The sequence below is a fragment of the Actinoplanes sp. NPDC051343 genome (assembly GCF_044455125.1).
Classification (GTDB): domain Bacteria; phylum Actinomycetota; class Actinomycetes; order Mycobacteriales; family Micromonosporaceae; genus Actinoplanes.
In genome coordinates this window covers 45,617-65,507 of the sequence record NZ_JBITEL010000003.1, presented here as the reverse complement: position 1 = coordinate 65,507, position 19,891 = coordinate 45,617, and the positions used below count along the sequence as shown (strand labels likewise).

Sequence of the window (19,891 nt, the reverse complement as noted above, 5' to 3'; positions counted from 1 at the left end):
TGGCACGAACTAGTCAGCGAGGTGCCCCACCCTCGGGCGGGGAGAATCGGGAAGCCGGTGTGAATCCGGCACGGGCCCGCCGCGGTGACCGGGGAGCCGCCGCCCACGCGCGACAAGCGCAGCCACTGGCCGAACGGCTGGGAAGGCGGGCGGTCAGGTGAAGATCCGGGAGTCCGAAGACCGGCCTCGCGTCTGACCGGCCCTGGGGCATGCCCCAGGGCCCATGACGCAGCGGGAGCCTGCCCATGTCCGACCATCTCAGCGACCTCTACGACGTCATTCACCGCCGGCGCGACGTGCGCGCTCAGTTCACCGGCGCGCCGATCCCCCGCGATGCCCTCGACCGCGTCCTGGCCGCCGCCCACGCCGCGCCCAGCGTCGGGCTGACCCAGCCGTGGGACTTCATCCTGGTCGAGGATGCCGGCCTGCGGGCGGCCTTCCACATTCACGTCCAGGACGAGCGCGACACCTTCGCGGCCGGTCTGACCGGCGCCGAGGCCGAGCGGTTCGCCCGCATCAAGATCGACGGCGTCCGGGAGGCTTCGCTGTCGATCGCGGTGACGTACGACCCCGACCGGGGCAGCCCAGCGGTCCTCGGTCGGCACGCGATCGCCGACGCCGGGCTGTACTCGGTCTGCCTGGCCATCCAGAACCTGTGGCTGGCCGCCACCGCCGAGGGGCTGGGGGTTGGCTGGGTCTCGTTCTATCGGGAACCGTTCCTGCGGCAACTGCTCCACCTGCCCGCTCGGGTGCGGCCGGTCGCCTGGCTCTGCCTGGGTCCGGTGAGCCACCTCAACGAGGTCCCCGACCTGGAACAGCACGGCTGGCGCCGGCGCCGCCCCTGGCAGGCTGCGGTCCACGTCGACCGCTGGCCCGGCGCGACCGTCTGAGCACGCCCCGGTGGCCCGCCCCTTGATGGTTGCGCTAGGCGGCCGCAGACGTTCGGGCGGGCCACCGGGCTCCGCGTCTCGGCCTATGCGCTGGGCGACCGGCGCGACCGCCGGCCGGCGGTCTACGTATTTCGTCTGCGGTTCCGCCAGGCCCGCTGGGCAGCGTGGCGGTCGGCTATCGCGCGGGACAGCGCCCGGCAGACCTGGCCGTGCCGTACCGCGTCGTCGGTGTCGAACAGCAGCACGTCGGCGCCGGCGACCACCGCCCACAGCTCGAGGCGTGAGCCGTAGCGGCGAAGATCCTCCAGCGCGTTGAGGGCGGGCGCGCCCGCCGCCAGGTGGATCATCCACCGTACGAACAGCACGACCCCGCCGACGAGCACCATGCCGCCGCTGGTCAGCGCCAGCACCCAGCGTCCGATCAGGACCAGCACCACCTGGATCAGGACGACCACCCCGAGCACCGACCCGGCGCCCTTCACCCGGCTGCCGAGGGCCCGCCGGCGCACGCGCCACGCCTGCTCGATGTCGCGCAGCGGGTAAGCCTGGCCGCCGACCCGGAACGCCGAGGGGGTGATGCAGATTTCGGAATCCTGGTAGTAGACCCGCATCGTCGTCCCCGTTCGCCGCCCACCCCCATTGCAGCTCACCGGCGCCCGTCGCGCCTGTCTGATATCTGCGCTATTTGCGTCGGCGCCGCCACGGTCGCCACTCGGCGACAGCCAGGAAAAGGGCAATCCCCAACAGGAAGGCGCCGACGTGCAGGTACACGGCATCGCTTCTCATGCGCCGGACAGTACGAGGGCCTTGGTGAGACAACCGTGAAGGTTTCGCGCCATCGTCATCGGCCGGCCGCCGCCGCGCCTGAATGCTCCCGCGCGCGAAGGTCACCGGAGCACGGCTGGTCAGGTCGCCGGCGTCCACTGCTGCGCGGCCGTGCCGTTGCAGTCGTAGATCTGCAGCCGCGCGCCGTCCGCGGTTGAGCTGCCCGGGTCGTCGAGGCAGCGTCCGGACTGCGGATTGACCAGCGCCGCGTTCGCCCCGGTTACCCAGCGCTGGGCGCCCGATCCGTTGCACGTCCACAGCTGAACCTTGGTGGTGTTCGCCGTTCCGCCGTTGCTGACGTCGAGGCATTTGCCGAGGGCTCGGACGGCCCCGCCGGCGCCGGGCGCGTACGTCCAGGCCTGGGCGCCGGTGCCGTTACAAGTCCACAGCTGCACCGGGGTGCCGTCCGCGGTGCCGGAGTTGGAGACGTCCGCGCACTTGCCGGCGATGCCGGAGCGTACCGGGCCGGTGTGCAACTGCCCGGCCGAGACGAGAGCGGTCTCCACCACGCCGGCCGCTCCGCGCATGCCGGCCTCGTTCGGGTGGTACTGAGATCGGCCGGCGGCCGGATGCCCGGTCTCCACCCACGGTGCGGCGGAGCACGCGTCGTGCCCGTGGCTGGCCGCGGCGAGGTCGACCAGGGTCGACGCGGTGGCCGCGGCCGCCGTGGAGGTGGCGGTCGCGAGCCGGGAGGCGATGCTGCGTTCGTACGCCAGTTGGTCGGCGGTGAGCGGGACGCCGGTGCAGGCGCCGGAGTCCGGCAGGATGGTGAAGTAGTTGACCAGGTAGACGTGGGCGCCCGGGGCGGCACCGTGCACGGCGTTCACCACGTTCTCGATGCGGCCGGGCAGCGCGGTGAACGCCTGGTCGATGGCGTTCCGGTCGACGCCCGCGCACCCGCTGCCGCCGTCGTCCTGGCAGGTGTAGGCGCCCAGGCTGCCGAGGTAGTCGACGTCGTTGCCGCCGATGGTCACGGTCACCACCTTGGTCGCGCTGGTCACAGCGCTGATCTGGGGCGGCTGGCCGGACTGGCTGTCGGTCAGCACATTGGCCGTGGTCGCGCCGCTGCACGAGACGTCGGTGAGGTTCGCGCCGATCTCCCGCGCGACGATGCCGGCGTAGTTGTTGGCCGAGCGCGAGCAGGCAGCGGCCCCGTTTCCGGACTGCGCCGGCGGAATCCCCGGCCCGGCGGCGAACGAACTACCCATCGCCACGTAGTCGAGCCCGGCGGTCGTGGCCGCCGCGGGGTCGGCCGTGCCCGTCACCACCAGCGCCGCGGCGACCAAGAGCTGCAGACCCGGCATCGCATGCCTCCGTCCGAAGGAAATCGACTACGGTCAATGATCTCAGCATGACTCGGCCTCCGGTCACGTCCAGATCGAGCCCATGACCGTTCGTCACCATGACTTGCCCGAACTGCCCTGGCGGCTTTTATTCAAGTGTTAGTTGTGTAAAAGCAGGCAGTCGCGGTCACGTACGTATGGCTGGCATGGTGGTGGCGATCTCGTTCCTCGAGGCACCGCTCAAGTTCCGGGCGCCCGGGATCACCCTGGCCATCGGGGTCGCGATCGGCCGGCTCGTGTTCCGGGCCCTGAACGCCGTCGAGGCGGTGCTCGCCGCGGCGTGGCTGGTGTCAGCGATCGCCGGGCCGCTGCGCACCGGCGCCGTCGTGGCCGGCGCGGTTGCCGTCGTCGTGCTGGTGCTGCAGATGTTCGTCGTGCGGCCGCGGCTGACCCGGCGCTCCGACCGCATTCTCGGCGGGGCGGAAGCGCCCCGCTCCACCAGCCACTACGCCTACGTGGCCACCGAGATCGTCAAGGTTGCCGCCCTGGTCACCGGCGGCGTGCTCCTGCTGTCGAGCTAGCCCACGTTTCATAAGTTCCGTTCCAGACAGCGGAGCCAGATGTTGATCGCTGCGACGTGGATGGTGGCTTCGTAGCGCACGGCGATACCCGGTCCGGTCGAGTACGTGGCCGACCACTTCCAGGCGGGGAACCCGGATGCGTTCGAGAACGGCGGCGAACTGCGGGCTGTCTCCGCGCTGACCGGCGGTGATCAGCAGCGACAAAGGCTTGCGACCCTGTTCGCAACCCAGGTGCAGCTTCGTGGTCCACCCACCCCGTGAGCTCCCCAACGCGTGATCCGGAGGCTCGACTGCACCGGCTCCGCCGGGTGGTTCGATCTGCAGATCCCCCTTTTACGTGCACCCGCCGCGTGCTGATGCACCCGAGCGATGGTCGAATCTATGCTCACATCCCAGGTGATCAGCCCGGCCGCGTCCGCGTGGGCCTGCAATCCGGTCAGGACCTGCACCCAGGTCCCGTCGCGCTGCCAACGGCGATACAGGCCGCACACCGTCTGCCAAGGTCCGTACTGCGGGGGCACCTCCCGCCACGGTGAACCCACCCGTATTCCCCAGCGAATACCGTCGATGAGCTGCCGCTTGGTCCACTTCGGCGGGCGGCCCTGTTTCCTGCCCTCAGGCAGCAACGGCCCCAGCACCGCCCACTGCACGTCAGTCAGGTCCGCCCGCGCGGCAACCGGTATGGTGTCCACGAGGTCTCCGGGGTATTGGTCACCTCGCCATTTATCGATCACGGACACGCCCTGACACTGGTTGGGCAGGACTTGCGGGTCGCCAGGAAACAGCTGGTCTTCTGTACCGTGGCAGCGTGGCGATACCTAAGGAGATCAACCGGGTTGATCCGCCCCGACACGGCGACGAACGTGTGCAACTCGACGCCTGGCTCGACTTCCATCGGAGCACGCTGCTGATCAAGTGTGCCGGGCTGAACGCGCACCAGCTCAAGATGCGCGCCGCCGAGCCATCTTCGCTCACGCTGCTCGGCCTGGTCCGGCACATGGCCGACTCGGAGCGTTACTGGTTCCGGCGTCAGTTCGCCGCGGCGCCTGTCACCGCCATCTATTGGGACAACGACGGCGACTTCATGGCGGTCGACGAAGCGGACGTGGATGCGGACTTCGCGACCTACGCCGCAGAAGTGCAGGCCGCGCGGGTGACCACGGCAGATCGGTCGTTGGACGAAAAGTTCATCAGTACCCGCGGTACTACCATGGATCTGCGCTGGGTCTATCTGCACATGATCGAGGAATATGCCCGGCACAACGGTCACGCCGACATCCTGCGCGAGCGCATCGATGGTACGACCGGCGTGTAGCGACTTCTGAAACGCGGCCTAGCCGCCACCGGCGGCACCACCCCTGCATGGCGCCGGGACTAGGGCGCACCCAGATAGGCAAGACACCGGTCCGGGCGCTCGAACGGCTGCAACCGGGTGACGGCGACCGGCGCGTCGACCGCCTCCATCGCCCCGCGCATCACGCCCAGGTGGATCGCGCAGACGATCTCGCGCGAGTCGACCAGGTCGAGGAACGGGCAGTGCCGCAGGCCGATCTCGCGCCGCCGCCCGGGCGGCGCCTGTTCGGGTGCGAAGCCCACCTCGTCGAGCAGATCGACGAGCGCCCGCACCGCCTGCGGGCGGCTCGGGTGAGGCCGAACGCCACGTTCGGCGGCCATCTTGCGGCCCCAGGCCTCGCCGGCCGCAGTTGCCCGCCCGATCGGCTGGGGCCCGTCGGCCAGGTTCTCGACCAGCACCGAGGCGAGGAACAGATAGTTGCGCCGGCCGGCCGGGTCCATGCCCGGATGGGCCTGGAAGAGCTGCGGTGGGCGGCCCGGCCCGGCCGGTGGCACCTCGACCCGGGCCACCTGACCGCCCCGGACGAGCGTGTCGAGGTGGAAGCGCACCGTGTTGGGGTGGACGTCCAGGCGCTCGGCGATCTCGACGATGCTCATCGCCGAACCGGCCTCTCGCATGAGGGCCAGAACCTCGGCCCGGCGGCCGCGCGGGCGCTCCAACACGCGGCCATTTTACACAACTGGGCTTCGTGGAAAACCGGTGAGAACCGGCTACGATTAATCGATGAAGCGGGTCACCCTGCAGGATGTGGCCGACCGCGTCGGCATTACCGCGGCGGCCTGCTCGATGGCCTTGCGGGACAGCGACCGGATCAGCCCCACGACCAAGGAGCAGGTGCGCGCCGTCGCCGCCGAGCTGGGTTACGTGGGCAGCTCCGCCGCCCGGGCCCTGCGGCGGCAGCGGGCCGGCGCGGTTGCCCTGATCGTGCCGACCACCTCGAAGCACGTCTTCGGCCACAGCTACTTCATGCATGTGCTCAGCGGCGTGACGTCGGTGGCCAACGACCACGACACCCAGGTTCTCATCGCGACCAACGCCGACGAGGCGCGCGGCCTCACGGCGTACGAGCGGGTGATGCGGTCGCACAGTGCCGACGGAGCGATTCTGACCAGTGCGGCGATCGCCGACGAGACCGTTGACCGCCTGCTGGCGAGCGGGCTGCCGCTGGTGCTGATCGGCAACTTTCCGCAGCTGGCCGAGGCGATCACGGTCGGGGTCGACGACCGGACGGCCTCGAAAATGGCGACCGAGCACCTGATCGTGGCGCACGGCCGGCGGCGTCTGCTGCATCTGACCGGCCCGCTCGACCACCAGACCGGCGTCGACCGGCGCGACGGCTTCTACGACGCGGTCGGTGCCCACGGCGTGCAGGCGCAAGCGCTGGAGGGTGATTTCAGCGAGGAGTGCGGGCGGCGGCTCATCGAAGAGGGCGGGACGGACGCCTTCGACGGGATCGTGGCGGCCAACGACGACATGGCGTTCGGTGCCCTGACCGCGCTGCGCGAGCAGCGCCGTGAGGTGCCGGAAGACGTGGCGCTGATCGGGTTCGACGACTTCGGTCTGTCGCGGGTCACCACCCCGGCCATCTCCACGGTGGCGGTGCCGGCCGAGGAGATGGCCGCGGTGGCGACCGCCCGGCTGCTGGAACTCGTCGACGGCCGCGCCGGCGGCTGGACCCGGCAGCAGATGGACGTCACCTTCCGCTACCGGGCCTCGTGCGGTTGTGGTTAGAGCCCCTCGACGATGGAGCGGATCACCGCGAGGTCGATCTTCGGCTTCCGGTCGGCGGTGACCAGGCCGTTCGCCTCCTGCATGGTGTCGGTCAGCTGCGTGTAACAGGTGCCGGCCAGCAGCGGCGACGCCCGCAGCGCCTCGTACATCGCCCGCAGCTGTGTCTCGAACTCCGAGTCGGACGCGGCAACCGAATAGCCCCACGACGAAGAACCCGGCGCGTATTTGATGCCGCCGAACTCGGTGAGCATCACCGGGGCCGAAGGATCAAATTCTTCCCGTACGCTCATCCGCCGCCCCGCCGGACCGATGCCGCTCGCCAGGAAGGCGCGCGAACTGTACCGCCCGCGCAGGGCCGCGGGGGAAGCTTCGTAGTCGTGCACGGTGACGATGTCGGATCCGGCATGTTCCCAGCCGTCGTTGGAGATCACCGGCCGGGTGCCGTCGACGGCGCGGGTCAGCTCGGCCAGTCCCCGGGCGAAGGCGGCCTGCCGCGGATCGTGGGCGATCTGCTGGATGCCCCAGCTCTCGTTGTGCGGCACCCACGTGACGATCGAGGGGTGCGAGCGGTCGCGTTCGAGCACCTCGAGCCATTCACGCGTGGTGCGGCCGAGCGCGACCGCCGAGAACTCGTACGCGGCCGGCGCCTCGCCCCACAGCAGCAGCCCGTGCCGGTCGGCCCAGTAGAGGAAGCGCGGGTCCTCGACCTTCTGGTGCACCCGGGCCGCGTTGAAGCCGAGGTCGAGAATGAGCCGGACCTCGTCCTCCAGTGCCTGCGGTGACGGCGCGGCCAGGTGGGACTCCGGCCAGAATCCCTGGCTCAGCACCGATCGCAGGTAGAGCGGGCGATCGTTGAGCAGGAACTGCCCGTCGGCCACCGCCACCGAGCGCAGACCCACATAGGACGACAAAGCGTCGCCACCGACTCGCACGTCCGCGTCGATCAGCGTGGGCCGCGCGGGTGACCAGAGGAGTTCCTCGGACGCCTGACCGTTCGCCAGGGCGGGAAGAGTGACCGTGGCGAGGGACCGCTGGGAGGCGACCGGGAATCGAATCGCGCCCAGCACCTCGTCGTCGTGCCGGAGCTCGATGTCGCAGGTGGTTCCGGGCGGCGGCGGCCGATTGAGCCCGATCTCGGCGCGCACGGTCCCGTCCGGCACGTTGACGGTCCAATGCAGACTCTCGACGGCCACTGCTGCGGTCGCCTCGAGCCACACCGGTTGCCAGATACCGGTCGTGCGGTCGTACCAGATGACGTGCGCGTCCCGCTGCCAGTCCTGCTTGCCCCGGGGCTGTCCGACATCTTCGGCGCGGTCCTCCGCGCGTACCGTAAGGATTTGATCTTGATCGGGAAGCAGGTGGTCCTGGATGTCGAAGCCGAACGGCGTGTGGCCGCCCTTGTGGTCACCCAGCCGGACCCCGTTGAGCCAGACCGTGCAGCGGTAGTCGACCGCGCCGAAGCGCAGCACCAGCCGTGGCCGCGCGGCGGCGTCGAACCCCGCCGCCTCGATGTCGTCCCAGCTCAGACCCCGCTGGTACCACACCACATCGTGGAAACCGGGGTCACCGATCCCGGACCGCGCGGACTCCGGCGGAAAAGGCACCACAATGGTCCGGTCCCAGACGCCGGGATCGTCGTAGGCGAAACGCCACTCCCCTGACAGGTCGGTCCAGTGCTCCCGGATCAGCTGCGGCCGCGGAGCCGGCGAAACCTGGCGAGAGGCACGCTGAGCGGTCATGCGTCGGCTTCCTTCGTGTACGCGGCGGCCGCCTCGGTGTCCGAGCGCAGAAGGTCTCCCCCGGCGTCTTCCGTCAACGCGATCAGCCCCATCCGGCGAAGGAACGGCGTGACGCCGTCGGCAACATCGCCATACATCTCGGTGGTCGGGGCAGCACCGCCGGCCGGGTCGAGCACGAACTCCTCGACGTTACGGCCCCCGGACGCGAACGACCAGTCGACAAAATCGAGCAGCGGCCACCAGGTGTAGCCGCGGATGTCGAGGCCCTCCTCGCGCAGCCGCCGCACGGTGGCGATGGATTCCTCGGCCCAGCTGCGACGGACGCTCTCGTCGCCCTCGATGCTCGTCTCGGTGACCATCATCGGCAGGCCGAACCGGTCGGCCGCGGCGCGCAGCGCGTGCTCCAGGCCCTCGGTCCAGCGGTTGGCGGTGACCTGCCGGATCGCACCGTCCACCCGGTCGACGACCCGGGGCGTCAGGTCGGGATAGTAGTTGACCCCGAGCACGTCGAGCGCGGGCGGATCGGCCAGGAAGCCGTCCAGTACGGCCTCGGGCGCACCCTGCGAGGACAGCCAGGACCGCATCGGGTGGTCTGCTGTGACCCGGCCGAGCAGCAGTTCGGTTGGCAGACAACCGATCCCGGCGAGCAGTCGGGTGTGGTCGGTCAGCGACTCGTCGCGCGTCTCGTACAGGGTGGCGGCCTCGACGTGGACGATCACCGCGTCCGGGTTGGCGGCCCGGACCGCGGCGACCGTGCGCCGGATTCCGTCCACAATCGACATGGTGACCGTCGCCCAGCCCGGCCAGCCGGTCAGAGCGGGCGGCCAGACGCCGCGCAGGCCGGCGAAGGACGCGGTGGTCAGCGGCTCGTTCAGCGGCGTGACGTGGTCGACCAGTCCGCGGTACCGGGCGGCGAACGCGGACGCGAAATCGGCGATCGCCCCGGGGTAAAGCGGGTCGGCGAAGGCGCCGTCCAGCCAGGTCGGGGTGCCGTAGTGCACGAGGTCGGCGATGACCGTCAGGCCGAGCTCGCGCACGGCGTACCCGAGCCGTTCGTCGAGCTCCGCCCAGTCGTAGACGCCGGGCGCCGGGCAGGCCCGGGGCCAGCTCACGCCGTACCGCAAACCGCTCGCGCCGAAGCGCGAAGCCGCACCCATGTCCGAAGCCCAATGGCGGTCGTGCCCGGTCAGCGCGTGCTCGTCGAGCCGGGCCATCGCGGAACCGGCCGGTGGGTAGACACAGGTGTCCTCGATCCCCACCAGCCAGCGGAGATCGTCGTTGTTCAGATATGACCCTGCATTTAAATCGGGCACTGTGCGCTCATTTCAGGCCGCTGGTCGAGATGCCGGCAACGAAGTAGCGCTGCGCGAGGAAGAAGGCGACCGCGATCGGTAGGAGGGAGATGACGGCGCCCGCCAGCAGCACCGCGTGATCGGTGACGTGCTGGCCGCCGAACAGGGCGAGGCCGGCCGGCAGCGTCTGCATGTCGGGTGAGCTGCTCACCACGAGTGGCCACAGCAGGTCGTTCCAGAGATTGGTGAAGTTGAGCAGGGCGACCGTCGCGATGGCCGGCTTGGCCAGCGGCAGGATCACCCGCCAGTAGATGCGGAGGTGCCCGGCGCCGTCGATGCGCGCGGCCTCGTCGAGTTCGCGCGGGATGCTCATGAAGAACTGGCGGAACAGGAAGATGCCGAACGCGCTGGTCGCCCGCGGGATGATCAGGCCTTGGTAGGTGTTGAGCCAGCCCAGGTGGAACAGCTCGACGAAGACCGGGATCAGCGTGACCTGGAACGGCACCATCAGGGTCACCAGAACCAGCCAGAAGGCGAGGTTACGGCCGCGGAATTCGAGGCGGGCGAGGGCGTACGCGCACAGCGAGTCGAACAGCAGCGTGAGCAGGGTCGTGACGCCCGCGAAGATCACGCTGTTGCCGAGCAGCCGCAGGAACGGCAACTGGTCCCAGACGCCCTTGTAGCCGTGCAGCGTCCACTGATGCGGGATCAGGCCGGCCGGGTGCCCGAACAGGTCCTGTTCGGTGCGGAACGAGCCGGCCACGGTCCAGATGATGGGGACGAGGGCGAGTACGAGACCGATGCCTACGTACACCCACTTGGCGGTTCTAGTCGGCATCGTTGTACCTGAAAATCCTCAGCTGGAAGACCGAGACGAGCACGACCACGATGAACAGCACCCACGACGTGGCGGCCGCGTAGCCGGTCTCGTAGTTGGTGAACCCGTCCCGATAGAGCTTGGTGACCAGGGTTTCGGTGTGGAACAGCGGCCCGCCGCCGGTCATCACGTAGACGAGGTCGAACAACTGCAGCGACTGGACGGTGACCATGAAGGTCACGAACAGCATCGTCGGGCGCAGCCCCGGCAGCGTCACGTACCGCAGCAGTTGGAGACGCCCGGCGCCGTCCAGCCCGGCCGCCTCGTACTGCTCGCGCGGGATGGCCTTGAGCCCGGCCACCAGCACGATCATCACGAAGCCGGCGTTCTTCCAGACGTTCACGAAGATGACCGTGGGCAGGGCCAGGGCGGTCGACTGCAGCCAGTTGACCGCGCCCAGCCCGAGCGCCCGGCTGATCCCGCCGACCAGGCCGATGTCCGGGTCGAGCAGGAAGCGCCACACCATGCCGACCGTGGTCAGCGAGATGACCGTGGGGAAGAAGAACGCCGACCGGATCACCCGGGTGACGACGTTCTCCGAAGTGAGCGCCAGGGCCAGGCCGAGGCCGACCACGACCAGCACGGCCGTCGAGGCGACCGTGATGATCAGCGTGTTGGCCAGCGCGCGCTGGAACTGCGGGTCGTGCACGAGCTTGGTGTAGTTGCCGAGCCCCACCCACGGCTGCTCGCTCGCCCCGACCGTCCAGTCGTGCAGGCTGTACCAGAGCGACTGCAGAATCGGCCAGAGCACGAACACGCCGAGGATCAGCAGGCTGGGACCCATGAAGAACCAGGGGCGAGCCCTACTCACTTGTTGCAACCGGTGAGCTGGTTGATCTGCTTGTCGGCCGCGGCGGTCCCGCCGGCGACGTCGCCGTCCCGGGTGATCTTCTGGATCAGCGGCACGTACGCGTCGCTGTCGACCTTGGTGGCGTTCGGCACCTGCGGCAGGTAGAGCTTCGCGTTCGGCACCTGGCCGGCGAAGACGCTGACGGTGGGGTCGGCCTTGAGCGTGGCGTCGTCGGCCAGGTCGGTACGCAGGGGCGGGAAGCCGGTCGTGGTCGAGAACTTGAGCTGGGCGGCCTTGCTGGTCCAGTAGGCCAGGAACTCCTGCGCCTGGGCGGCGTGCTTGGTCTTGGCCGAGATCGCCAGCGGCGCGGTCGAGCCGAGTGTGACCGACTGGCCGTTCGCGCCGGCCGGGATCGTCGCGATGCCGAGGTCGATGCCGGCCGACTTGTAGCCGGGCGCGGCCCAGGGACCGTTGATCTCCATGGCCGCCTTGCCGGCCGAGAAGATCGAGTCCGCCTCGGCGCCGGTGAGGCCGACCGGGGAGATCTTCTTGTTCTTGACGAGGTCGACCCAGGGCTGGAGGCTGGCGACGCTCTCGGCCGACGAGATCGTGCTGCAGTTGTCGGTGCCGACGATGTCACCACCGCCGAGCCACTGCAGGACCGGCCACATCTGGATGGTGTTGTTGTCGGCCAGGACCAGGCCGTACTTGCCGCCGGTGGTCGCCGTGGCCGCGTCCTGCTGCATCTGGGCGACCGTGGTCGGCGCCGTGGGCAGAAGCTTCTTGTTGTAGTACAGGCTCAGCGTCGCGTAGTTGGCCGGTACCGCGTACAGCTTGCCGTTGTAGGTGAACTCCTTGACCAGCGCCGGGGCGAACTGGTCGACGTTCACCTTGTCGTCGCCGGTGCCGGTGGCCGTGATCGGCAGCACCGAGTTCGTCTTGACGTACTGGGCGATCGCGTTCGGGTCGGAGGACGGCGCCGCGATGTCCGGTCCCTGGCCGGTCAGCCAGGCCGACGGCAGCTTCTGGGTGATCGTGTCCCACGGCTGGACGGTCATGGTGACCTTGATGTCCGGGTGGGCGGCGTTGAAGTCCTTCACGATCTGCTCGTAGCCGGGCCGGTCACCGCCGGTGAACCCGGTCCAGACGGTCAGGCTCACCGGGCCCGACGATCCCGAATCGCCGCCGCCGCTTCCGCAGGCGCTGAGCAGCAGGCCGGCCGCGGCGGCGCTCGCCAGGACGGCAAAGACTCGCTTGTTCCTCATGGCTCTCCTTCATGACAGCCCAGCACGCCGACGGCGCGGCCTTGGCCGTTTCTTCGCACGCAAGGGGTACCGAATCTGCAGCTCACGGCTGCTTCATCGATTAAGCAGAGGCTACGCCCCGATCTGGCGATGGCTCAAGACCTTGTTACCGGCACTTTACGAACAGGCGTCGTTCCCGGCCCTCGCGTCCCGTGCGGGTCGGCATTGTGAACGCCCTCGAGCCCCGATAGCAACCCCTTGCGGTCACCGGGGACAACACCGGGCTTTTCAGGGGTTTCCGGGGTATCTGACCGCCCCGGCACCCGCCTTACGCTGATGCGCGGCGATGCGGAGGAGCCCGTGCGAATTCTGATCACCGGGGCCGGAGGCTTCGTCGGCCGTGCGATAACTCGTGAACTGGCCGCAGCCGGGCACGAGCTGACGCTCATGCTCCACCAGCACCCCGAACCGGCCGGCTCCGAGATGCACGGCATCGTCCGCGGCGACGTACGCGACGCCGGCATCCTGCTCGAGGTCATGCGCAACGCCAAGGTGGAACGCGTCTGCCACCTGGCCGGGCTCACCGGCGTACGCGACTCCGTGACCCAGCCGGGACTTTACTTCGACGTCAACGTAGGCGGCGTGATCGGGCTGCTCACCGCCGTCCAGATGCTGCCGCCCGGGGAACGTCCGGCCCTCGTGTTCGCGTCCAGCCGGCTGGTCTACTCGACTCGAGGCACCACCGGCACCCCGGAGACGGCCGAGACCAGCCCGTCCAACCCGTACGGCGTCTCGAAGGTTCTCTGCGAGCGGCTCGTCTCCCTGCTCTGCACCGAGTCCGGGATGTCGGCGTGGTCGCTGCGCTGCTTCAACATCTCGGGCGGGCTGGCCGGCATCACCGATCCCGACCTCGACCGGCTCATCCCCCGGTTGCTCGCGGCGGTTCGGGGCGAGGTGCCGCCGCCCACCATCGAGTCACCGGGATCGGTGCGGGACTACTGTCACGTGGCCGACGTCGCGCGGGCGTTCCGGCTCGCTCTCGAGTCGGACCCAGTGGCCGGCGTCCACCGGGTGGTCAACGTCGGGTCGGGCGCCGGTGTGACCACAACCGACGTCCTGGAAGGACTCGAGAAAACCCTCGGCCGGACCGTTCCCGCGGTCGTCAAGCCCAGCCCGCCGCGTAACGACGCCAGCGTGGCCGACATCTCCGCGATCCACGAGATGCTCGGCTGGCGTCCCGCCCTCGGCCTGGTCGACATCCTCGCCGACGCCGCGAAGCACGAGTCCGTTGAGGGGCCCTATAGGGGTACCGGCCCGCGCTGAGCGGCCGATACGTTTCCGGCGAACCAGGGTCCCCTTCGAAAGGACTGAGATGCCGAAACACTTCGTGTTCATGGGCCTGGCCGAGCGCGGGCACATCTTCCCGCACCTGGGGGTCGTCGGGGAGCTGGTCCGCCGCGGGCATCGCGTCACCTTCGCCACCGGCGCGTCGATGGCCAAGGCGATCGAGGACGCCGGCGGGACACCGCTGATCTGCCCGTCCCGGATGGAGGAGGTCAACGTCCGGGACGCCGTGACCTCGCCGGACGTGGCCACGATCCTCAACCTGATGTTCGACGACAGCGTCGCCATGTACGAGGCGATCACCTCCCGGTTCGACGGCGATCGGCCCGACCTGCTGGCGTTCGACCAGTTCACGTTCCAGCCGGCCCGCGTCCTCGATCAGGAGTGGAAGGTCCCGTCGGTCGAGCTGTCGCCGTCGCTCGCGTCCAACGAGCACTGGTCGTACGCGAGCGCCATGATCGACGCCGATCACGCCGCCCAGATGGACACCAGCAGCTTCGCGGCCTTCTACGCCAAGGTGGTCGAGTTCACCACCAAGCACGGCATGGTCGATCCGGAGAAGGTGCTGATGGCGCCGCACCGGTTCAACATCGTGTCGGTGCCGAGGGAATTCCAGATCGCCGGCGACACCTTCGACGGCCGGTTCGCGTTCGTCGGGCCCAGCCTCGCGACCCGCTCCTTCCTCGGCGAGTGGACACCGCCAGCCGGCGACGCGCCGCTCGTCCTGGTGTCGCTGGGCACGGTCAACAACCGCCAGCCCGAGTTCTTCCGTACGGTCGTGCAGGCGTTCACCGGCGTTCCGTGGCACGTCGTGATCACCACCGGGGACGGTTTCGACATCGGCGAGATCGGCCCGCTCCCGGCCAACGTCGAGGTGCACCGGTGGCTGCCGCATCTGACCGTGCTGGAGCACGCGGCGGCCTTCGTCACGCACGGCGGGATGGGCAGCCTCATGGAGTCGCTCGCGATCGGCGTGCCGGTGGTGGTGGTCCCCCAGGCCCGCGACGGCCACCCGGTCGCCGAACGGGTCGCCGAGCTTCGCCTGGGCGAGATGATCGAGCCGGGCGACGTGACCGCGGACGGCCTCCGGAACGCCGTCGTGGGACTCCGCAACGACGCCGAGGTCCAGGCCGCCGTGGCGGGGATGAAGAAGGACATCGTGGCCGCCGGAGGCGCGTCCCGGGCGGCCGACCTGCTGGAGTCCTACGCGACCACCGGCGAGCCACCCACGGTCTGAATCGTCTAGCCGGCCCGGCGGACGACGATGTCACCGTTCGACGTCCGCATCCGGACCGAGATCGTGCCGCTGCCGGCGGCCGGGGCCGGCGAGTTCGTCAGCTCGTTGCGCAACCGGCCGCCGGTGGTGTCCAGGTCGAGCCGGGCGGCCACCCCCTCGGCCAGGCCGATATCGAGCGACCCGTCGGAGCTGTCCAGGCGTACCTCGCCCCCGCGCGCCTCGCCGATGCGGATGTTCCCGTTGACCGTACGGGCGATGACGTCACCGAGCGCCCGGCCCACCTCCACCCGCCCGTTCTCGCTCGTCGCCCGCACCTCGCCGCGGGCCTCGCCGATCTGGATGTCGCCGTTGCTGGTCTCCGCGGTGACCGGCCCGTCCGCCACCTCCACCTGCACCGTGCCGTCGCGGACCACGATCTCGGCGCGGTCGGCGCGGCCGACGGCCAGATCGCCGCTGGAGCTCTCGACACGCAGCACGGACGCGTCGTCGACCCGGATGTCGCCGTATCCGGAGACGAACCGGAACTCGCCGAGCCGGCCCCGGCTGGTCACCTCGCCCATGCCGGTCTCGCCGTGCACCGCCGATCCTTCCGGCAGCTTGAGCGTGACGTCGATGGCCCCGTGCCGGCCGACGACGCCGACCTTCGGTGCCCGCAGGCTGAGCACCCCGTCGGCGAACTCCACCACCGTCTGCTCGGCGATCTTCCGGTCGGCCGAGCGGCCCGCTTTCGCCGGTCGTACGTCGACCTCGGTGTCGCCGCGGGCCTCCGCGACCACGTGGACGGTCGCGGCGGCGAAGCCCAGGCCGAGACTCACCGAAATCGGGGCGGGGGTGTCGTAGACGAGCATGGGTTTCCCTCCGTCGGAGTGTTTGCTCGCACCGATCCTTCTCACCGCGGGCGCGGCTGGGCACCCCTATTCGACGTTACCGCGCTTCGTCGAACCGCAACCGCACGTAGTTGAGGTCGCGCAGGAGCCCGGTCGAGGTCGCGACGCGGTCGAGTCCGCCCGGCACCAGGTGGCCGATCGGGAGCGAGCCGGTGGCCGCCCAGCACAGCCGGCCCTCGTCGTCGAGATAGCTGCGGGTGCGTCCCTGGTTGTCGGGGTGCAGGCAGTACGGCACGTCCAGGTAGCCCTGCCGGAACGCGCGGAGCAGGCCCACACCGACGTCCGGGTCCAGGTCGAGTACGGCCCCCACCAGCGCGCGGGCCTCCCGGTAGCACTGGGAGTCGACGGCGAGGGTGGCCGACTCGGGCCGGGTGCGTGCGGCCACCGCCGCCGCGTACTCGAGGGCGGCCACGTTCTCGCTGATCTCCGGGATGCGCCGGGACTCGGCCACCGTCTTGACGATCAGCCGATGCGCCCCGGTGCGGACGGCCAGGCGCGCCGCCTCCCCGAGCAGTCCGTACGCGCCGTGCTCGGTCGCGGGATAGACCCCCATGTACGCATAGATGACCACGTGCCAGTCCAGCGTCGGGAGCAGTTCCGCGCAGAGCCGCCGCAGAGCCGCCACGGCCTCCTCGTCCTGCCCGGGATGGGTCTGCTGGGCATAGCTGACCGACACCGACCGCACTTCGCGCTGCTGGAAGAAGAGGGCCTCGAGCACGCTGATGGCGACCAGCAGGCTCGGCGGGCACAACTGACCGAGCATGCAGCCGCCGAAGGTCTCCAGATGCGGCTCGAACCCCTCACTCCGCATGCCGGCCAGGAGTTTGACCGCCTCGCTCCAGTTGCGTACGGCGGCCTCCAGCGGCGTACGCCCGTAGGGCAGGCAGTAGGAGACCGGCCCGCCCTCGGTCGCATCCAGCGAGAGTCTCGTCATGACCCGGAAGATGTCCTGCGGCGCCGCCGATCCGTGCCGCACCTGGACCGGGAACCCGGAGTCGCGCACCCCGGCCAGCACGCCGCGGGTGACCTCGACCGGATGGGTGACGATCGGATAGCCGTTGAGAGGCGCCCGCGCCCGCACCGCCTCCCGGGCCGCTTCGAGGTCGCCGACCCGGGTATAGGCGTCGATGGTGATGGTGCCGACGGTGCCGCCACGGGCGCGCTTGGTGGCGAGCAGCGCGGCCCGCATCCGGACCGGATCGCTGAAGCCCATCCGGGGCTGGACGACCAGGCCGCCCCCGGCGCTCATCGACCGGACCAGCGACCCGAAGCCCGCCCTCATGCCGCCGTGGCGGCGGCCTCCGGCACCGCCTCGAGCATTTCCCGGAACCGGTGCAGCGCGGACCCGTCGTCCGGGAAGACGTCGTCGAATCCGGCCTCGAGCAGCGCCGCGGTCTTCGCCTCGCGTAGCTCGCCGGTCACCCCGAGCTTGCCGCCGATGACGATCGGAGTGCCGCCGAGCGCCTCGCGCAGACGGGGCGCGACCCGCATCCCGTCCAGACAGCCGTGCCCGTTCACACTGCTGAGCACCACCATCGACGGCCGGATCGCACGGCACTCCTCGACCAGCAGATCGTCGTGGACGCACGGGCCCAGATTCACCACGTCGTACCCGTGTTCCTCGATGAACAGCTGGAGGAAGACGAGGTTCCAGGTGTGCGCGTCGGAGGAGAGGGAGCTGACGACCACGGTGTTGTTCATGCCACCGATTCCTTCATCTCGCGGGCGGGCAGTCCGGCGCGGACCAGGCCGAGCCGGGTGGCGGAGACGACCGCGTCACCTCGTACCACCAGCTCGGCCGGCGCCGGGCGGCTCAGGAAGGCGAGCAGGCTGGCCGTGAGACCGTACGCACCGGCATTGGGTATCGCCAGGAGGTCGCCCGGCGCCAGGCCGGCGGGCACCGTGATCTCGCGGCCCAGCACGTCGCCCGGCGTGCAGAGCGGGCCGACCAGGCTGCCGTGCTCCCCCTCGGCGACGACCTCGACCGCGACCGGGAGCAGGCGCCCGATGCCGGACATGCCGCCGAACACGTTGATCCCGGCGTCGAGGATGACGAAGCGCCGCCCCCGGCTGACCTTCACGTTCGAGACGCGGGTGAGAAGGGTGCCGCTGCGCCCGACGAGGAACCGCCCCGACTCGCAAGCGATCCGGGGGGTGCCGAAACGCCAGCCGGGCAGGTGGGCATCCAGTGTGGTGGCCAGCTCACCGGCCAGCTCGGGATAACGGCCGCGGTCGCCCGGGACCCCGTAGGGCGCCGAGAAGCCGCCGCCGATGTCGAGCACGTGCAGCGGAAGACCGAGATCCTTCTCCAGCTCGGCGGCGAGCCCGATGGTGTGCCGGAACTCCCCGATCAGGCTCTCATCGTCGGCGGCGTTGCTGAGCGGGAAGAAGTGCAGACCCGCCAGCCGTACGCCGTCGATCTCACGCAGCCGCGGCAGCACCCGCGGCAGTTCCTCGCTGTCGAACCCGAACTGGGAGGGCGTACCCGTCATCCGGATGCTGGTGGCGGCGCTCGCCGACGCGCTGTTCACGCGCAGCAGGCAGTCCGCGAGCACGCCCGCCCGGCCGGCCGCCGCGCCGACGTGCTCGACGTCGCTGACCGAGTCGGTCGAGAACAGGCGTACGCCCCGGCGCAGCGCGGTCTCCAGTTCGTCCGGGGTCTTGCCCGGTCCGGTGTAGAGACAGCCGTCACCCGGGAGGCCGGCCGCGAGCACCGCGTCCAGCTCACCGAGCGAGCTGATCTCCGGCCGGCAGGATCGGCCCGGCCCGGCCGCCAGCGTACGGACGAGGTCGGGGTGCGGGTTGGCCTTGAGCGCGTAGAACAGCTCGAACTCGGCCGGCAGCGCGGCCATCAGTTCGTCGCGGGCGGCGTCGACCTCGTCGAGGTCGTAGACGTACAGCGGAGTACCGAAGCGCTCGGCCAGCTCCGCCTGGCGGCTGGTAGTCAATTCAGAGTCCGCTCTTGACCAGCGACCCGGCGTCGATCTTCAGATGCATACCGGTCACGTACCGGGACTCGTCGGAGGTCAGGTAGACCACCGCGTGCGAGACGTCGCCCACCGGCACGTGAGGCACCGCCAGTGCGTGCATGCCGATGACACCCTGCTCGACATCGCTCCGGGTGGGCTCGTCGAGATCGGGCCGCAGCGCGCGGTACATGGGTTCGTTGTGCAGCATCTCGGTGTCGACGTTGGTGGGGTGGATCGCGTTGATCCGCCGGCCGGTCGGGCCGAGCTGGACCGCGAGCGTGTTCACGAAGTCGACGAGGGTGCGCTTCGCGTACTTGTAGGCCGCGAAGCCCGATCCGGCACTGCCGACGTCTCCGTGCCCGGGCATGAGGCCAGCCGCCGACCCGGTCACGATGACCGACCCGCCGGGGCCGAGGTGCGGCAGCGCGGCGTGCACGGTGTTGATCGCGCCGAGAAGGTTGGTGTCGACGGTGTCGACGAACGCGTTGATCCCGCGCCCCGGTCCCATCGGGAGGATCCCGGCGTTCGCCACGACCGCGTCGAGCCGGCCGAGCTCGTTCACCCCCGACGCGAGGGCCTCCGCGAGCGCCTTCCGGTCGCGCACGTCCACCTCGCGGACGACCACCCGCCGGCCGGCCTTCTCGACCAGCCGCGCGGTCTCGGCGAGTTCGTCGGTGGTGCCGAGCGGGTAGTCGGTGACGTCCAGGTCGGCACAGACGTCCACGGCGATGATGTCGGCGCCCTCCTCCGCGAGCCGCACCGCGTGGCTGCGGCCCTGGCCACGTGCGGCCCCGGTGATGGCGACGATCTTGTCCTCGACTCGGCCCATGGCACAACTCCTTCGCTGG

The 19,891-nt window shown here is 70.0% G+C and carries 19 protein-coding genes, 1 pseudogene and 1 riboswitch; of the genes and pseudogenes, 6 read left to right on the top strand and 14 right to left on the bottom strand.

Annotated features, from left to right (window positions below):
- Nucleotides 1–2 precede the first annotated feature (2 nt).
- Nucleotides 3–204: riboswitch (cobalamin riboswitch) on the top strand.
- 41 nt (nucleotides 205–245) lie between these two features.
- Entirely contained in the window at nucleotides 246–890 is a 645-nt protein-coding gene (gene bluB, locus ACIA5C_RS10905; protein WP_396053153.1) for a 5,6-dimethylbenzimidazole synthase, read from the top strand.
- A 122-nt stretch (nucleotides 891–1,012) separates the two neighbouring features.
- On the opposite strand, the gene ACIA5C_RS10900 is transcribed toward bluB, so the two are convergent.
- Complete coding sequence (locus ACIA5C_RS10900) at nucleotides 1,013–1,501, bottom strand: DUF6232 family protein (RefSeq protein ID WP_396053152.1); 489 nt, start codon at nucleotides 1,499–1,501, stop codon at nucleotides 1,013–1,015.
- A gap of 294 nt (nucleotides 1,502–1,795) precedes the next feature.
- Nucleotides 1,796–3,019: a ricin-type beta-trefoil lectin domain protein gene (locus tag ACIA5C_RS10895; RefSeq protein WP_396053151.1), complete on the bottom strand. Its 1,224-nt coding sequence runs from the start codon at nucleotides 3,017–3,019 to the stop codon at nucleotides 1,796–1,798.
- 176 nt (nucleotides 3,020–3,195) lie between these two features.
- Between ACIA5C_RS10895 and ACIA5C_RS10890 the strand changes: the two genes are divergently transcribed.
- Nucleotides 3,196–3,579 (top strand): hypothetical protein, encoded by a 384-nt coding sequence (locus tag ACIA5C_RS10890; protein WP_396053150.1) that lies wholly within the window; start codon nucleotides 3,196–3,198, stop codon nucleotides 3,577–3,579.
- 85 nt (nucleotides 3,580–3,664) lie between these two features.
- Here ACIA5C_RS10890 and ACIA5C_RS10885 read toward each other — a convergent pair.
- A pseudogene (locus tag ACIA5C_RS10885) lies at nucleotides 3,665–4,271 on the bottom strand (IS5 family transposase); the annotation flags it as partial.
- A 116-nt stretch (nucleotides 4,272–4,387) separates the two neighbouring features.
- On the opposite strand from ACIA5C_RS10885, the gene ACIA5C_RS10880 reads away from it, so the two are divergent.
- Nucleotides 4,388–4,894, top strand: coding sequence for a DinB family protein (locus ACIA5C_RS10880; RefSeq protein ID WP_396053149.1), 507 nt, complete (start codon nucleotides 4,388–4,390; stop codon nucleotides 4,892–4,894).
- Between the two features lie 59 nt (nucleotides 4,895–4,953).
- Here the strand turns inward: ACIA5C_RS10880 and ACIA5C_RS10875 are convergent, their stop codons facing one another.
- Nucleotides 4,954–5,595 carry a helix-turn-helix transcriptional regulator gene (locus ACIA5C_RS10875; protein ID WP_396053148.1) on the bottom strand — a complete coding sequence of 214 codons (642 nt, stop codon included), beginning with the start codon at nucleotides 5,593–5,595 and terminating at the stop codon, nucleotides 4,954–4,956.
- Nucleotides 5,596–5,656: 61 nt separating this feature from the next.
- Here ACIA5C_RS10875 and ACIA5C_RS10870 point away from each other — a divergent pair, with 61 nt between their 5' ends.
- Nucleotides 5,657–6,664: a LacI family DNA-binding transcriptional regulator gene (locus ACIA5C_RS10870; protein ID WP_396053147.1), complete on the top strand. Its 1,008-nt coding sequence runs from the start codon at nucleotides 5,657–5,659 to the stop codon at nucleotides 6,662–6,664.
- On the opposite strand, the gene ACIA5C_RS10865 is transcribed toward ACIA5C_RS10870, so the two are convergent.
- The 5 genes from ACIA5C_RS10865 to ACIA5C_RS10845 are packed head-to-tail and all read right to left on the bottom strand — an operon-like array spanning nucleotide 6,661 to nucleotide 12,627.
- Nucleotides 6,661–8,403: a glycoside hydrolase family 2 protein gene (locus ACIA5C_RS10865; protein ID WP_396053146.1), complete on the bottom strand. Its 1,743-nt coding sequence runs from the start codon at nucleotides 8,401–8,403 to the stop codon at nucleotides 6,661–6,663. The genes ACIA5C_RS10870 and ACIA5C_RS10865 overlap by 4 nt on opposite strands.
- Entirely contained in the window at nucleotides 8,400–9,716 is a 1,317-nt protein-coding gene (locus ACIA5C_RS10860) for a family 1 glycosylhydrolase (protein WP_396053145.1), read from the bottom strand. Before ACIA5C_RS10860 ends, ACIA5C_RS10865 begins: the two co-directional genes overlap by 4 nt.
- Nucleotides 9,717–9,723: 7 nt before the next feature.
- Nucleotides 9,724–10,533, bottom strand: coding sequence for a carbohydrate ABC transporter permease (locus ACIA5C_RS10855; protein WP_396053144.1), 810 nt, complete (start codon nucleotides 10,531–10,533; stop codon nucleotides 9,724–9,726).
- A complete protein-coding gene (locus ACIA5C_RS10850) occupies nucleotides 10,523–11,383 on the bottom strand; it encodes a carbohydrate ABC transporter permease (RefSeq protein WP_396053143.1) in 861 nt (286 codons plus the stop codon). The genes ACIA5C_RS10855 and ACIA5C_RS10850 overlap by 11 nt, the downstream gene beginning before the upstream one ends.
- Entirely contained in the window at nucleotides 11,380–12,627 is a 1,248-nt protein-coding gene (locus ACIA5C_RS10845; protein ID WP_396053142.1) for an extracellular solute-binding protein, read from the bottom strand. Before ACIA5C_RS10845 ends, ACIA5C_RS10850 begins: the two co-directional genes overlap by 4 nt.
- Nucleotides 12,628–12,966: 339 nt before the next feature.
- Between ACIA5C_RS10845 and ACIA5C_RS10840 the strand changes: the two genes are divergently transcribed.
- Nucleotides 12,967–13,929, top strand: coding sequence for an NAD-dependent epimerase/dehydratase family protein (locus tag ACIA5C_RS10840; protein ID WP_396053141.1), 963 nt, complete (start codon nucleotides 12,967–12,969; stop codon nucleotides 13,927–13,929).
- A gap of 49 nt (nucleotides 13,930–13,978) precedes the next feature.
- A complete protein-coding gene (locus ACIA5C_RS10835) occupies nucleotides 13,979–15,187 on the top strand; it encodes a macrolide family glycosyltransferase (protein ID WP_396053140.1) in 1,209 nt (402 codons plus the stop codon).
- A 5-nt stretch (nucleotides 15,188–15,192) separates the two neighbouring features.
- Here the strand turns inward: ACIA5C_RS10835 and ACIA5C_RS10830 are convergent, their stop codons facing one another.
- From ACIA5C_RS10830 to ACIA5C_RS10810, 5 genes are all read right to left on the bottom strand, one after another.
- Entirely contained in the window at nucleotides 15,193–16,035 is an 843-nt protein-coding gene (locus ACIA5C_RS10830) for a DUF4097 family beta strand repeat-containing protein (protein WP_396053139.1), read from the bottom strand.
- Nucleotides 16,036–16,111: 76 nt separating this feature from the next.
- Nucleotides 16,112–17,356, bottom strand: coding sequence for a methylaspartate mutase (locus ACIA5C_RS10825; RefSeq protein WP_396053138.1), 1,245 nt, complete (start codon nucleotides 17,354–17,356; stop codon nucleotides 16,112–16,114).
- Nucleotides 17,353–17,775, bottom strand: a complete 423-nt coding sequence (locus tag ACIA5C_RS10820; protein ID WP_396053137.1) for a cobalamin B12-binding domain-containing protein — start codon at nucleotides 17,773–17,775, stop codon at nucleotides 17,353–17,355. Before ACIA5C_RS10820 ends, ACIA5C_RS10825 begins: the two co-directional genes overlap by 4 nt.
- Nucleotides 17,772–19,022 (bottom strand): type III PLP-dependent enzyme, encoded by a 1,251-nt coding sequence (locus ACIA5C_RS10815; protein WP_396053136.1) that lies wholly within the window; start codon nucleotides 19,020–19,022, stop codon nucleotides 17,772–17,774. The genes ACIA5C_RS10820 and ACIA5C_RS10815 overlap by 4 nt, the downstream gene beginning before the upstream one ends.
- Nucleotide 19,023: 1 nt before the next feature.
- A complete protein-coding gene (locus ACIA5C_RS10810; RefSeq protein ID WP_396053135.1) occupies nucleotides 19,024–19,872 on the bottom strand; it encodes a mycofactocin-coupled SDR family oxidoreductase in 849 nt (282 codons plus the stop codon).
- Nucleotides 19,873–19,891: the final 19 nt, after the last annotated feature.

Excerpts from the sequence above, each read along its gene's own strand:
- ACIA5C_RS10820 (WP_396053137.1), bottom strand. The coding sequence starts at position 17,775 with ATGAACAACACCGTGGTCGTCAGCTCCCTCTCCTCCGACGCGCACACC.
- ACIA5C_RS10845 (WP_396053142.1), bottom strand. The coding sequence starts at position 12,627 with ATGAGGAACAAGCGAGTCTTTGCCGTCCTGGCGAGCGCCGCCGCGGCC.
- ACIA5C_RS10825 (WP_396053138.1), bottom strand. The coding sequence starts at position 17,356 with ATGAGGGCGGGCTTCGGGTCGCTGGTCCGGTCGATGAGCGCCGGGGGC.
- ACIA5C_RS10835 (WP_396053140.1), top strand. The coding sequence starts at position 13,979 with ATGCCGAAACACTTCGTGTTCATGGGCCTGGCCGAGCGCGGGCACATC.
- ACIA5C_RS10890 (WP_396053150.1), top strand. The coding sequence starts at position 3,196 with ATGGCTGGCATGGTGGTGGCGATCTCGTTCCTCGAGGCACCGCTCAAG.
- ACIA5C_RS10895 (WP_396053151.1), bottom strand. The coding sequence starts at position 3,019 with ATGCCGGGTCTGCAGCTCTTGGTCGCCGCGGCGCTGGTGGTGACGGGC.
- ACIA5C_RS10870 (WP_396053147.1), top strand. The coding sequence starts at position 5,657 with ATGAAGCGGGTCACCCTGCAGGATGTGGCCGACCGCGTCGGCATTACC.
- ACIA5C_RS10865 (WP_396053146.1), bottom strand. The coding sequence starts at position 8,403 with ATGACCGCTCAGCGTGCCTCTCGCCAGGTTTCGCCGGCTCCGCGGCCG.
- ACIA5C_RS10830 (WP_396053139.1), bottom strand. The coding sequence starts at position 16,035 with ATGCTCGTCTACGACACCCCCGCCCCGATTTCGGTGAGTCTCGGCCTG.
- ACIA5C_RS10900 (WP_396053152.1), bottom strand. The coding sequence starts at position 1,501 with ATGCGGGTCTACTACCAGGATTCCGAAATCTGCATCACCCCCTCGGCG.
- ACIA5C_RS10810 (WP_396053135.1), bottom strand. The coding sequence starts at position 19,872 with ATGGGCCGAGTCGAGGACAAGATCGTCGCCATCACCGGGGCCGCACGT.
- ACIA5C_RS10855 (WP_396053144.1), bottom strand. The coding sequence starts at position 10,533 with ATGCCGACTAGAACCGCCAAGTGGGTGTACGTAGGCATCGGTCTCGTA.
- bluB (WP_396053153.1), top strand. The coding sequence starts at position 246 with ATGTCCGACCATCTCAGCGACCTCTACGACGTCATTCACCGCCGGCGC.